Source organism: Azospirillum agricola (genome assembly GCF_017876095.1).
In the GTDB taxonomy this organism is placed as follows: domain Bacteria; phylum Pseudomonadota; class Alphaproteobacteria; order Azospirillales; family Azospirillaceae; genus Azospirillum; species Azospirillum agricola.
The window spans coordinates 1-10,395 of sequence record NZ_JAGINM010000052.1; the positions used below are offsets into that span (position 1 = coordinate 1).

Annotated in this window: 17 protein-coding genes; 7 read left to right on the top strand and 10 right to left on the bottom strand. The window is 67.3% G+C overall.

The window, feature by feature from the left end:
• Positions 1 to 91 precede the first annotated feature (91 nt).
• The 3 genes from J2847_RS33340 to J2847_RS33345 form a co-directional block, all read right to left on the bottom strand.
• Positions 92 to 595 carry a DUF2285 domain-containing protein gene (locus J2847_RS33340; protein WP_325169539.1) on the bottom strand — a complete coding sequence of 168 codons (504 nt, stop codon included), beginning with the start codon at positions 593 to 595 and terminating at the stop codon, positions 92 to 94.
• A 7-nt stretch (positions 596 to 602) separates the two neighbouring features.
• Positions 603 to 809 carry a transcriptional regulator domain-containing protein gene (locus tag J2847_RS35015; RefSeq protein WP_411800663.1) on the bottom strand — a complete coding sequence of 69 codons (207 nt, stop codon included), beginning with the start codon at positions 807 to 809 and terminating at the stop codon, positions 603 to 605.
• 176 nt (positions 810 to 985) lie between these two features.
• Positions 986 to 1,261, bottom strand: coding sequence for a DNA -binding domain-containing protein (locus J2847_RS33345; protein ID WP_209783022.1), 276 nt, complete (start codon positions 1,259 to 1,261; stop codon positions 986 to 988).
• A 197-nt stretch (positions 1,262 to 1,458) separates the two neighbouring features.
• Here J2847_RS33345 and J2847_RS33350 point away from each other — a divergent pair, with 197 nt between their 5' ends.
• Positions 1,459 to 1,701 carry a helix-turn-helix transcriptional regulator gene (locus tag J2847_RS33350; RefSeq protein WP_233474966.1) on the top strand — a complete coding sequence of 81 codons (243 nt, stop codon included), beginning with the start codon at positions 1,459 to 1,461 and terminating at the stop codon, positions 1,699 to 1,701.
• 429 nt (positions 1,702 to 2,130) lie between these two features.
• Here the strand turns inward: J2847_RS33350 and J2847_RS33355 are convergent, their stop codons facing one another.
• Positions 2,131 to 2,835, bottom strand: coding sequence for a hypothetical protein (locus J2847_RS33355; protein WP_209783024.1), 705 nt, complete (start codon positions 2,833 to 2,835; stop codon positions 2,131 to 2,133).
• 176 nt (positions 2,836 to 3,011) lie between these two features.
• Positions 3,012 to 3,296: a helix-turn-helix domain-containing protein gene (locus J2847_RS33360; RefSeq protein ID WP_209783025.1), complete on the bottom strand. Its 285-nt coding sequence runs from the start codon at positions 3,294 to 3,296 to the stop codon at positions 3,012 to 3,014.
• Between the two features lie 237 nt (positions 3,297 to 3,533).
• On the opposite strand from J2847_RS33360, the gene J2847_RS33365 reads away from it, so the two are divergent.
• The 4 genes from J2847_RS33365 to J2847_RS33380 all read left to right on the top strand — a co-directional run bounded on the left by J2847_RS33365 (position 3,534) and on the right by J2847_RS33380 (position 5,186).
• Positions 3,534 to 3,776, top strand: a complete 243-nt coding sequence (locus J2847_RS33365; RefSeq protein WP_209783026.1) for a hypothetical protein — start codon at positions 3,534 to 3,536, stop codon at positions 3,774 to 3,776.
• A complete protein-coding gene (locus J2847_RS33370) occupies positions 3,777 to 4,259 on the top strand; it encodes a hypothetical protein (protein WP_209783027.1) in 483 nt (160 codons plus the stop codon). It abuts the gene before it with no gap.
• 21 nt (positions 4,260 to 4,280) lie between these two features.
• Positions 4,281 to 4,664, top strand: coding sequence for a response regulator (locus J2847_RS33375; protein WP_209783028.1), 384 nt, complete (start codon positions 4,281 to 4,283; stop codon positions 4,662 to 4,664).
• Between the two features lie 117 nt (positions 4,665 to 4,781).
• Positions 4,782 to 5,186 carry a Ros/MucR family transcriptional regulator gene (locus J2847_RS33380; RefSeq protein ID WP_209783029.1) on the top strand — a complete coding sequence of 135 codons (405 nt, stop codon included), beginning with the start codon at positions 4,782 to 4,784 and terminating at the stop codon, positions 5,184 to 5,186.
• A 13-nt stretch (positions 5,187 to 5,199) separates the two neighbouring features.
• Here J2847_RS33380 and J2847_RS33385 read toward each other — a convergent pair whose 3' ends face one another.
• Both J2847_RS33385 and J2847_RS33390 read right to left on the bottom strand, forming a co-directional pair.
• The gene (locus J2847_RS33385; protein WP_209783030.1) at positions 5,200 to 7,134 is read right to left on the bottom strand and encodes a bifunctional diguanylate cyclase/phosphodiesterase; all 1,935 of its coding nucleotides are present in this window, start codon (positions 7,132 to 7,134) and stop codon (positions 5,200 to 5,202) included.
• A gap of 105 nt (positions 7,135 to 7,239) precedes the next feature.
• Positions 7,240 to 7,821 (bottom strand): hypothetical protein, encoded by a 582-nt coding sequence (locus tag J2847_RS33390; RefSeq protein WP_233474967.1) that lies wholly within the window; start codon positions 7,819 to 7,821, stop codon positions 7,240 to 7,242.
• 173 nt (positions 7,822 to 7,994) lie between these two features.
• Here J2847_RS33390 and J2847_RS33395 point away from each other — a divergent pair, with 173 nt between their 5' ends.
• Positions 7,995 to 8,207 (top strand): XRE family transcriptional regulator, encoded by a 213-nt coding sequence (locus tag J2847_RS33395; protein ID WP_233474968.1) that lies wholly within the window; start codon positions 7,995 to 7,997, stop codon positions 8,205 to 8,207.
• Here J2847_RS33395 and J2847_RS33400 read toward each other — a convergent pair.
• Entirely contained in the window at positions 8,200 to 8,694 is a 495-nt protein-coding gene (locus tag J2847_RS33400; protein WP_209783032.1) for a helix-turn-helix domain-containing protein, read from the bottom strand. The two genes, J2847_RS33395 and J2847_RS33400, sit on opposite strands and share 8 nt — an antisense overlap.
• A 110-nt stretch (positions 8,695 to 8,804) precedes the next feature.
• Between J2847_RS33400 and J2847_RS33405 the strand changes: the two genes are divergently transcribed.
• Positions 8,805 to 9,041, top strand: coding sequence for a helix-turn-helix domain-containing protein (locus tag J2847_RS33405; protein WP_209783033.1), 237 nt, complete (start codon positions 8,805 to 8,807; stop codon positions 9,039 to 9,041).
• A gap of 121 nt (positions 9,042 to 9,162) precedes the next feature.
• On the opposite strand, the gene J2847_RS33410 is transcribed toward J2847_RS33405, so the two are convergent.
• The gene (locus tag J2847_RS33410; protein WP_209783034.1) at positions 9,163 to 9,336 is read right to left on the bottom strand and encodes a hypothetical protein; all 174 of its coding nucleotides are present in this window, start codon (positions 9,334 to 9,336) and stop codon (positions 9,163 to 9,165) included.
• 304 nt (positions 9,337 to 9,640) lie between these two features.
• The gene (locus J2847_RS33415) at positions 9,641 to 9,937 is read right to left on the bottom strand and encodes a DUF736 domain-containing protein (protein ID WP_209783035.1); all 297 of its coding nucleotides are present in this window, start codon (positions 9,935 to 9,937) and stop codon (positions 9,641 to 9,643) included.
• Between the last annotated feature and the right edge of the window lie 458 nt (positions 9,938 to 10,395).

A 10,395-nucleotide genomic window follows, 5' to 3' on the forward strand; every position in this document is an offset into this window, starting at 1 on the left:
CCATCCTCCATCGTACCCTCCGCGTCCCGTAAGCCCGCACGCAATCTCGATCATGGAACCCGGTTCGGGAAGAAGGGGGCGCTCGTAACGCTTACAGTTGGTGCCCACGACGGATCAGGTAACGCACCTGATCGCGCAAGGGGGTGTTGCGGTACCAGTCGGCTCTGACACGCTCGGCGCCGAACAGCGCCTCGGCCGTCTCCCGCACGCTGGCGCCGTCGAGGTGGGCGTCGAGGGCCTGGAGGGTGCGCATCAGCATGCGGGTCTGGTACGGCGTCAGGTCGGGGGGTGCGGCCGGGTTCATCACCGCATCGTGGAACCGGCGGAGCGCCACGACCTGGGCTTCCAGGTCATCGTCCAGTCCGACCAGCGCCCGTAGCGGCGTGCCACGTTTGGGAAGACGCTTGCCCTCGATCCAGAAGCGCCGCTCGCGCGGCCCGTCGGCCAGCACAACGTGGAAGCCGTCTCCGGTGTCGAAAATGGCTTGGCGCGACGCCCCCCACCAGGGATCGAGGCAGGCGCCCGGCTTGGTGTAGGGCCTGGGAGCCGGCGACAGCCGGACCAGGGCCGGCAGCACCTCGGGCCGCCAGAACACCAGCGTCTCAGCCCCGCTTTTGCCCGGGTCCTCCAGGACAGTGCAACCCCCAATGGCCGGTGCCGTCGGAGGATTCCGACTCGCCGCGCTGTCCAGCCGCATCCGCTTGGTAATCCCCGTTGCGGCGCAGGAATTCCCACGCCCAACAGGAAACAGGGACGGTCAGGGCATACTGATAGGCGGTCGATGTTCGCCAGTCATTCATCGTCGTCATGATGTCTTCGCTCGCGCGCAGCGTCAGGTTGCGCCCGAATCGAAAAAGTGAGCCGCTACCCTGAAATTGCGACAGCGCCGACGGCGTAGAGCACGGCGGGAACGGCGTACTTCGGCGGACTCCGCCGATCCGGCCCCCCGGAACGGCGGATTTCCGGAAATCCGGCGATACGGAATTCAGTGCATGCCCTGGCGGAGCAGGTCGTGGTAGCCGACCCGAGTCATCCACTGCGCCCGCGCCAGATGGGTGGCGTGGGCGTGCCGGGCGCGCTCAGGCTCGCGGGCGGGGTCGATGCGCAGCACGATGCGGGCGACTTCGTCCGGGTCGGCCCCATCCGCCTCGGCGTCGAGCAGGCGCAGGTAGGTGACGAGGTGCAAGCGGTCGTAGTCGGTCAGGGTCTCCGAAAGAGGCGGCGCGTCGGCAACCGGCGGTTCGAGCTGCGGCGTCGTCATCGGCTGATCTCTCCCCTCTGTGTGTGGCCCCGCACCGAAGCGATGGGTGTTTTCATATAATCGTATGTAGGGACGATCCGGAGCGGTGTCGCGGAGCGGCACCGAAACATCGTCGGTTCGCCCGGCGCGCTCCGAATGGGAGATGTATCCCGTGGAGACCCGTCCCGCAATCCTGCTCCATCCTGCCGATGGAGGACATGCCCGACATCCTGGCCCTGAACATCCGCCGCCTGCGCCTCGCCAAGGGCATCACGCAGGAGGAGCTGGCGCATCGCGCCGGCATGGACCGCAGCTATCTGGGCGGTATCGAGCGGGCCGAGCACAAGGCGACGGTCGTCACCGTCGGCCGTCTGGCGATGGCCCTCTCGGTGCTTCCCCGCGATCTTCTGGAACTTCCCCCCAACCACCCCTACCTCGCGCGGCTTGCCGGAAATCCGTAGGTCCGGAACGGCGGCGCTGCGCATCGGATATCACAGCGCCGCCGTGTCTTTAGATGCCTTATAATGGGTGCTTGCCAACGGCGCATCTGGCGGGGTTTAGCTAAACTTTCAGTCTATTCTTTAGCGATGCGTGATGGACCGGCCACGGCTCCGAACCTGGAATCAGCAGCACCAGGGGGTGCTTGGTCCAAGGATCGCACCAGGGATCGTCACCCGCAATGGGCCGAGACGCGCGCCCGCGCGGCTCGGGGGGCGATCAGCCCCTAGAGCCCGGTCCGCTGCGAAGCGGCGGAGGTGCCCAATGGGCAGAAAGTTTCACCACTCATCGGAAAGGCCCAATACGCTCGGCATCCCGGTTCATCGGTTTGGCTCGGGCGGTGCATGAGCGTCAACATCGTCCGTGTTTATCACCAGAACAGGCGAAAGCGCTCAAGGCTTCTGACGCCAAAAATCGGCGCTGTGATTGTTCAGCCCTCGCGTATAGGAATCGGGCTTTGCCTGAAATGTTTCTGGTATTTTTCCCCCATCCCCTCCCTGCCTGAAGTAATCTCTAACCGAGTAGAGCGCCAAGCTCATCAGGTGCTCCCATTCTTGATACAGCGTGCTTTCCACCTCCCGCCTTTGCTTCGCGGGACTCAGTTTTCTCTTAGGGGTCGGCAGGGTGTAATCGGGACGCAGATCGACGTCATGGAAGAATGTTATGCTGCCGTACGTCCACTGGTCATCAACGGTCCGACGCCACCGATAGCTCACTCTGACGTTCAAGTGCTTGCTGAGTTGGAAAGGCGGCCCGATCCGATCATCGACGTAGAAGAGCTGTGCTTCCTTCTCTTCCGTCTCCATCCGGCGTTTCATCCCCCTCACGGCATCGGATAAGTCACGGCCCGCGCGTCGGAGGCGATCCCCGGTCTCGGCAAGCTTTCGTGGCGCTTTGAAACGCCTGTGCTCCGCCAGCGCCTGCTCGAAGGCGTGGAGCTGTGCCGCGACGTACGGCCCACAGCTTGTGAGGGGAAGATGGTACAGACCATCCAACCGTTCCTCTTGGACCGCTCGTTCGACAAGCTTGTCCAACTCCTTGGCGTCGATCGCTTTGAGGGCCTCCTGTTCGTCTTCAGGGATGTTGATCTCTCCCATGCAACGTTTCCTCGTGTCTGGCCGGTCGAGGCTCGCATGATAAAGAATGACTCCGCCTACGGCTCGCGCTTTCTGCGGCAACGGAACCACCAGATGCTGTGTCTCGGCACACGGTTACAATTGCAGACGCGGTTGAGTGGCAGCTTGGCCATATCGCTGGAAAGAAGGGGGTGCCCTCAACCGCGAATCGCCCGCTGACCGGCCGTCTCCGGTTGCACTACCGGCACGTCGTCCGGCTGATCGACCAGCATGACGCCAAGGCCGCGGGCCGACGACAGGAAGATGACGCCGTGATCCTCCAGCGCCTTGCGCACGGCGTCGCGCGTCGTGTCCCGCACCTCAAGGCGGTCCGACTCCAGCCGCTTCAGGGCGGTCAAGGCGACCAGGGCCGTGTCCGCCAGCGTCTCCTGGGTCCAGCCGAGAAGCGCCCGCGCTGCCCGTATTTGCCTGGGTGTGATCATTGATGATCACATTCCCGATGCGCACGCCCAGCGCCACAAAGACGACTATTTTGGTCGCTTCGAGAGTCTGAAGCCGCTACACTCTCCGGCTGCAAATATCCGCCGCCTTTTTCCCGGTCGTGGGGTGATGATGGAGGAGCCGCGTTCCCGTCCCGCCTCGCCACCGGTGTTGTCCAGCCACACGAGCAGCGACAAACACCAGGGAAAGGGCCGGCAACGGTATGGAGGACGAGGGTGATGCCGCGCGTCTGGGAACTGGCCGCCTTGGTAACACGCTACGAGCAGTGCATGACCGACGGCGATGTCTTGACGCCCGTCGACCTGCCCGCAGCGGTGGAGAGCTATTGGCAGGCGGTGGACATCAAAGAGCTGATCTACCACGAAGCCCAGCGCTTCCGCGTTCCCATGCCGTGCGCCGGCTGCTGGCAGGACGATCTACAGACCGTGCAGGCGTTCATTGCCGGGGGCGGCTGGCAATAGATGATCAAGACCTGTTCAGCGACTCGGCTTCCCGGCGACTCGCAGCGGGCCGGCAACGGGCCGGTTGATTCGGCCACGCTGCCGGGTGCGTCCACTCGAAACGATGGTGCGCTGCTCACCGTCCTCCGGCGCGATCTCGGCGAGGCGGCGTTCCGCGACGTCCTGGCCGCGCTCGACGAGGAAATGGAGTTCCGGCTGCGCTCGCTTCAGCAGGAGCCGTGGGACTGGCCGAGCATCCGCAACGACACCCGGGCCATGCTGTCGCTGGCCGCCGGCTTCGGCTTCGTCACTCTGGCCACCCTGTCCCGCACCGTGCTGTCCACCGACAGACACCCGTCGAGCCACTTCACGGAGGTGCTGCGGCCGTACGTGGCCGAGGTGCACCGGCTGCGTTCGACCATCGCCGCATTGCATCCCACGGTCGGCCTGGATAGAGGGGCGGTGATCGTCGGCGCGCGGCCGATGCGGGACGGCGCATCCTGAGGGGGATTGAGGATGACAGTCATGGCCGAAGACACGCCCGTCCATGTCCTCGTCGTCGAGGACGAGGTGCTGGTCGCCTGGGCGTTGCGCGCCATCCTGGAGGAGGCCGGCTATCAGGTCACGCTCGCCCACGACGGGGTGCAGGCGCTCGCCCTCCAGGCCCAGACCCCCGCCGACGTGCTGCTGACCGATCTCCAGATGCCCCGCCTCGGCGGCTTGGCGCTGATCCGGCAGTTGCGGGCGGCGTGTCCCACGCTGCCGGTGGTCGTGATGACCGGCGCCCCGGACGCCGGCGCTCTTGACGAGCTGCGGAGCGCACTGGCCGCCGGCACCATCATCATGACCAAACCGGTGAGTTCCCGGCCGGTCATCGCGGCCATCCAAACCGTGCTCGGGTCGTCATGACCACGCCCAGCCATACGGACGGGGATGGCTCGCCACCCCGGCAACGAATGCGGGTTTGACCGGCCAAGGGCCGCTTCACACGATGTCATGCAACGTCAACGCGGAGTGCCCCGTCTCATGACCGACGTCATCGAACAGGCCGCCAGGATCGTGGCCGCCTATGTCCGCAACCATCGCGTCGGTGTCGAGGAGGTGGCGTCCCTGATCGCCACCGTGCGCCGGGCTCTGGAAACCCTCGGCGCGCCCGCGGCACCGCCGCACGCCGACCGGAAGCCGGCGGTGCCGATTCGCCGCTCGGTGACGCCCGACCACATCGTCTGTTTGGAGGACGGCCGGAAGCTGAAGATGCTGAAGCGTCACCTGCGGACCGTCTACGGCATGACGCCGGAGGAGTACCGGGCGCGCTGGAACCTGCCGGACACCTACCCGATGACCGCCCCGACCTATGCCGCCACGCGCTCCGCGCTCGCCAAGGCGCGGGGACTCGGCCGAACCAGCCGGCGACGGCACAAGGGGGATTGACGGGCGCCGCCGTTCAGGCCGTTCCGTTGCAGCGGCCGGAAGACGCTCCGTCCCCGCATCCCTGAAGCACCACCCGGTTCTTGCCGGTGCGCTTCGCCTCGTACAGCGCGACGTCCGCCTGCCGGATCGCCTCCTCCGGCTCCAGTTCGGTCGCCGTCCACACCGACACGCCGGCCGAGCAGCCGAGCCGCACCGGCCGGCCGGCGACGACCGCGCTCTGTCCCACCGTGGCGACGATGCGCTCGGCCAGCGCCAGCGTGCCGCACGCGGCCCCACAGGCCGACGGGACGAGCACGGCGAACTCGTCGCCGCCCAGCCGCGCCACGAAGTCGCCGTCGCGCAGGCAGCTCCGGAGCCGGCCGGCGACGATCCGCAGCAACTCGTCGCCGGCCGGGTGGCCCAGCGTGTCGTTGACCGCCTTGAAGTCGTCGAGGTCGAGCAGCATCACCGCCTGCCGAGCGCCATCCGGCGCCGTGGCTTCCGCCAGGGCGGTCAGGCGTTCGGTCAGGTAGGCGCGGTTCGGCAGTCCCGTCAGGGGGTCGTGGTTGGCGGCGTGCCGCGCGCGGTCCTTCTCCTCCTCGGCCGCCCGGTGGGCGGCCTGGACCAGCAGCTCGCGCTCCCGGCGCTCGGTCACATCGGTCATCATGCCGACCATGCGCAGCGGTTCCCCGCCGGGGCCGAACTGTGCCCGGCCGCGGACGAACAGCCAGCGCCAGGAGCCGTCCTTGTGGCGCACCCGGCATTCCGCCTCGACCTGCTCGGAGCGCCGCTCCAGGTGCGCCTGCACGGCGGCCGGGAGGTGCGGGGCGTCGTCCAGGTGCAGGAGGTCCCAGAACTCCCGCGACTCGTCACCCATCTCGTGGTCGGCCAAGCCGTACAGGGCCTTCATCCGGGCCGTCCGGCGGACCTTGTTGGTGCACAGGTCCCAGTCCCAGATGCCGTCCGCCGTGGCGGCCACCGCCATGTCGAAGCGCTCCTCGCTCTCGCGCACCGCCCGCAGCGCGTCGCGCAGGGCGGCAGCCTCGCGGCGCGCAGCGCGCAGGACGAGGACGCTGAGCGCCAGGCTGAGCGCCACGCCGCCGCCGCCCACCGCCCAGACCAGCAGGGTCCGCGACCACCAGGGAGCGAACAACGCGTCCATCGGCCGGCCGGCGATCACCACCAGCCCCTCCGGGTCGAGGCGGCGGAAGGCGTACAGGCGCGCAACCCCGTCGATGGCCGAGGAGCGTTCATAGACCCCGGCCTCCTCCGTCAAGCGCTCCTGGATGTAGGACTCTGTCGGCCAGCCCTTCGCGGGCTCGGCGGCGGGCAGCGGGGCGCGCACGACGACATCGCCGTTCAGCTTCCGGATGGCGACCGACGCATTCTCGTCGCCGGCGATGCGGCGGTAGAAGTCGGCGAAGCGGCCGGCCGGCACCCCGGCCACCACGATGCCGCGGAAGACGCCGGAGGGGTCCTCCAGGCGCCGGGCGACGACGAAGAAGAAGCCGCCGGTCACCCGCCCCCAGATGAGCGGGCTGAGGAACAGCCGCTCGCCGGCCCTGGCCGCCTGGAAATACTCCCGGTCCGCCACACTGAAGCGGCCCAGCCTCTCCTCGGCGGTGGAGAGGACGGCATCGCCGCGCTCGTCGTACACCCACAGGGAATCGACGCCGTCGGCGTCCCGGAGCATCGCCCGCAGCGCCTTCCGGTCGGCATCCGCCGTCTCGGGAGCCGGCAGCGGCCGGCCGGCGAAGTGGTCGGCGACCCGCCCGAGCAACATGACGTCGGTCTGGATCACCGCCCGGACGTGCTCGGCCACCAGGAGGGTGCGCTGATCCAGCTCCTGCTCCGCATGCACGCGGGTGGTCCGATGATCGACGATGGTGGTGGCGCTCACGGCGATGATGGTGACGGCGACCGCCGATCCGACCAGCGCGGCAACGAGGCTTCGTATGTTGGGCGTCAAATGATCCCGACTCTCGCGCCCGAACATGATTCTTATGGTTGCGGACCTTATCCGATTTTCTCTTGGTGATCACTTGCGGAAGGCGTGAAGGAGGCACGAGCCGCGCTATGTTTCCTTTGCGATCAGCGCGGTCAGGTCGGCGAGAACGCCGCGGATGAAGTCCCAGGGATAGCCGTCGGCGTCCGGCTCCAGCTCGCTCCATTCGGTGGCGATGGCGAGCTTGGCGATGACGCCGGGGATCGACCGTGCGGGCGTGCGGGACGCGGTCTTGAGCAACTCGTCCACCCGCCGGTCCGCAGCGGCCTCCCGCCCCACGGCACTGGTGAGGCCGACCGCCGCCGCCTCGGCGTCCCAGCGCGCCTGTGCGGTGGCAAGATCACGCTTCAGGCGCCGGCGCAACGACCGTGTGGCCGGTGCTGTTCCCAACACCCGGTCGATCTGGCGGGCGTCCGTGGCGACAACCGAAGGTCGCCCGGGATCGTCGAGAGGGATTTCGACACGGGGAAAGCCGATCTTCTCGGCCAGCTCCCGTTCCAGGCGCTGGGCCTCGTGGCACAGCCGTTGCGAGGAGGCGAAGGTCTCCCGCCAATCCTGCCAGAGCAGGATGAGCGGGTCGGCGTTCTGTTGCTCGGATATGGCAGCCGTCAGAAGGCGAGCGGCCGCAGCTAAGCTCGTCCTGCGAGGCACAGGGCGTGCCTTTGGTGCTCGCGCCTTTGGAGACACGCCCACCTCCTTTGCGTGAAGCAGAGTAACTGATATTCTGCCGTTTGACTGCAATCAGGTCAACAGAAAAGATGCCCAACGACAGAAAAGACGTCATAACGCCCGCGCAATGCAGGGCGGGGCGCGGCTTGGTTCGCATGAGCCAGGAGCAGCTTGCGGAAGCCGCAGAGGTCGGCGAGAAGACCGTCGCGGACTTTGAGCGCGAGTCTGAGCGACGGCTCCATATCCGCACCCTTCGCGCCCTTCGTGCAGCGCTGGAAGCTGCCGGTGTGGAATTCATCCCAGAGAACGGCGGCGGCGAAGGGGTTCGGTTTAAGAAGGATCGGCCGCAGGAGACGGACGTCATTTGATCGCGCCCTCGACCGCGCCCACGGTCGCTTTGACTAAATCGAAGATCCCTCGGCGCACGCGTGGATCCTTGATCCGGTAGTAGCATTTCACCAGTTCCAGCGTCTCCCGCCGCCCCATCGGCGGCGTTTCGGGATCGGGCGGCTCGGAGGCACGGGGCGCCGCGTCCGGCATGTCGTCGAAGAAGAAGCTGACCGGAACATCGAGTATGTCTGCCAACTGCCAGAGCCGCGACGCGGCGATGCCGTTGGTACCGTGCTCGTATTTCTGGATTTGCTGGAAGGTCAGGCCGACCCGCCGCCCCAGTTCGGTCTGCGACAGGCCAAGCAGCGTGCGGCGCAGCCGCAGTCGTCCACCCACGTGGGTGTCCACCGCGTCCAGGCCGGTTCCGGCCTTCGGTCTGCGACCACGCCCTTTGTGTCTCGCCCCTGATACGACGTCCACGAAGTCTCCTCCTGCATCGCGCCTTCGGCTGCGGGATGCGGCCATGCCTTTTCTCGCGTGCCGGCTGTGCAGCATGGACCGTAGCGCACATGCTCTCAAGAAAATGTTACTCATAGTCTGTAGACCGATAGGCTACACACCGGCTAGCTGGCCGGATGGATATCCGCAAGCAGGTCGGGCTCAACGTTCAGCGGATCAGGCGCACGCGCGGCTGGTCGCAGGAGGAACTTGCCTTCGAGTCGGGGCTGCACCGCACCTACATCAGCGGCATCGAGCGCGGCGCCCGCAACCCGACCATTACGGTGCTGAAGGAACTGGCCGACGCGCTGGGCGTGCCGCCAAGCACGTTGCTGAAGCCGGATGCTGCCCCGGCTGCCGAAGGGGCCGGTTGATCGTCCTCCTGAGGACGGGGAGGGATTGGCCGGCACCGTGCGCGTTCAACGCGGTGGCAGGCCGTCGATGGGGACACCCCGAAACCATCGCACACATTCGGTTATCCAGAGGAACAGCGCCTCAGTCGGGCGCCGGGTCGTCGGCGACCAGGGTCTCGAAAGCGCCTTCACTGTCCGCTTGCCGGGCCAGGAGGGTGTCCAGCTCCCGCCGGGCCTGGACACGCTCGCGACGGGTCAGGAAGCACGCAGCCAGTTCCACGCGGAGTTCCTGGATTTGCCGGTCGATGGTGAGCATCGGTCCCTCCTGTGTTTGAAGACAGGAGGGCTCGCAAGGTGCCGGAGCGGTCCGGGTCGAGGATCGCCGCAGGCGACCGGCCGGCCGGCGAGCGGGGGAGCCGAAATGCGCAGCATTTTGGGGGCACCGCTCGTCCTCGATGCGGAGCGATCCGGCATGGTAGGCTGGGAAGTCTGAAAAGGCAGATAGAACGTTCGGGAAAACGGGGACGCCGCAGATCGGACCGCCGCCGCCGTGATGGACCGGACGGACAGCCCTGCCGGTTGCAGCTCCCCGGACGGAGCGCTGCAACCGGTGTGTCGTCTCAGCGGGACCAGATCAGCGCGTAACCGTCATCGACTTCGACCAGGCTGGCGTAGATCGGGGCCGGAAAGCTGGGATCGTCGAGCTTGACCGAGTGGTAGGGCCGGCCGGTGTCCTTGGCGGCCTTCCGCCAGCCGGCGCCGATCTCGATCGGCCCGCACAGCACGCGCAGGTCGGGGGATTTGTCGTGCTCCTTCTCCATGGGAACGAAGCGGGCCTTGATGTTGAGGGTGAGGGTCTTGATCGTGCCGGCGAAGGAACCGTCGTCGCTGCGGGTGAAGCTGCCGATCTGGGCCATCTGTCGTCTCCTTGATGGGGTGCGGTCGCGACCATCGCGGCCTTGATGGCGATCAAAGGGCGCCGGGCGACCGGCCCGCACCCAGGGGGCCGCAGCGCAGCGGAGGACCGGCGGGAGCCGGGCGTCTTGCCTCGCGAGGAAGCCGTGCGCCGGCCTTGGCCGAGCACGGCGGGGAAGACGGTCGGCGTTCGCCGGTTGCGGGATCGAGGTCGGGCTGCCGAGGCAGCCGTCCCCGGCGCCAGAGTCGCCAGCAGACAAAGCCGCGCTGGTCGCAGACAAAGCCGCGCTGGTCGCACCGGACTCCAGGCCGCTGGGGATGCCGGATGGCTCAGCGGGTTCGACCCGGAGAGGGATGGTCATGCTGGGCTGTGCATCGGCTTGCAACACTGGGCCAGTTTCAGGGGTGATCGGCGTCCAATAACCAGCCACCTCTGATCTGGCAGACTACCACCCTGGGT

What these genes read in the sequence shown, in the direction of transcription:
- J2847_RS35015 (WP_411800663.1), bottom strand. Translation starts at nt 809, where the DNA reads ATGACGACGATGAATGACTGGCGAACATCGACCGCCTATCAGTATGCC.
- J2847_RS33345 (WP_209783022.1), bottom strand. Translation starts at nt 1,261, where the DNA reads ATGACGACGCCGCAGCTCGAACCGCCGGTTGCCGACGCGCCGCCTCTT.
- J2847_RS33350 (WP_233474966.1), top strand. Translation starts at nt 1,459, where the DNA reads ATGCCCGACATCCTGGCCCTGAACATCCGCCGCCTGCGCCTCGCCAAG.
- J2847_RS33355 (WP_209783024.1), bottom strand. Translation starts at nt 2,835, where the DNA reads ATGGGAGAGATCAACATCCCTGAAGACGAACAGGAGGCCCTCAAAGCG.
- J2847_RS33360 (WP_209783025.1), bottom strand. Translation starts at nt 3,296, where the DNA reads ATGATCACACCCAGGCAAATACGGGCAGCGCGGGCGCTTCTCGGCTGG.
- J2847_RS33365 (WP_209783026.1), top strand. Translation starts at nt 3,534, where the DNA reads ATGCCGCGCGTCTGGGAACTGGCCGCCTTGGTAACACGCTACGAGCAG.
- J2847_RS33370 (WP_209783027.1), top strand. Translation starts at nt 3,777, where the DNA reads ATGATCAAGACCTGTTCAGCGACTCGGCTTCCCGGCGACTCGCAGCGG.
- J2847_RS33375 (WP_209783028.1), top strand. Translation starts at nt 4,281, where the DNA reads ATGGCCGAAGACACGCCCGTCCATGTCCTCGTCGTCGAGGACGAGGTG.
- J2847_RS33380 (WP_209783029.1), top strand. Translation starts at nt 4,782, where the DNA reads ATGACCGACGTCATCGAACAGGCCGCCAGGATCGTGGCCGCCTATGTC.
- J2847_RS33395 (WP_233474968.1), top strand. Translation starts at nt 7,995, where the DNA reads ATGAGCCAGGAGCAGCTTGCGGAAGCCGCAGAGGTCGGCGAGAAGACC.
- J2847_RS33400 (WP_209783032.1), bottom strand. Translation starts at nt 8,694, where the DNA reads ATGGCCGCATCCCGCAGCCGAAGGCGCGATGCAGGAGGAGACTTCGTG.
- J2847_RS33405 (WP_209783033.1), top strand. Translation starts at nt 8,805, where the DNA reads ATGGATATCCGCAAGCAGGTCGGGCTCAACGTTCAGCGGATCAGGCGC.
- J2847_RS33410 (WP_209783034.1), bottom strand. Translation starts at nt 9,336, where the DNA reads ATGCTCACCATCGACCGGCAAATCCAGGAACTCCGCGTGGAACTGGCT.
- J2847_RS33415 (WP_209783035.1), bottom strand. Translation starts at nt 9,937, where the DNA reads ATGGCCCAGATCGGCAGCTTCACCCGCAGCGACGACGGTTCCTTCGCC.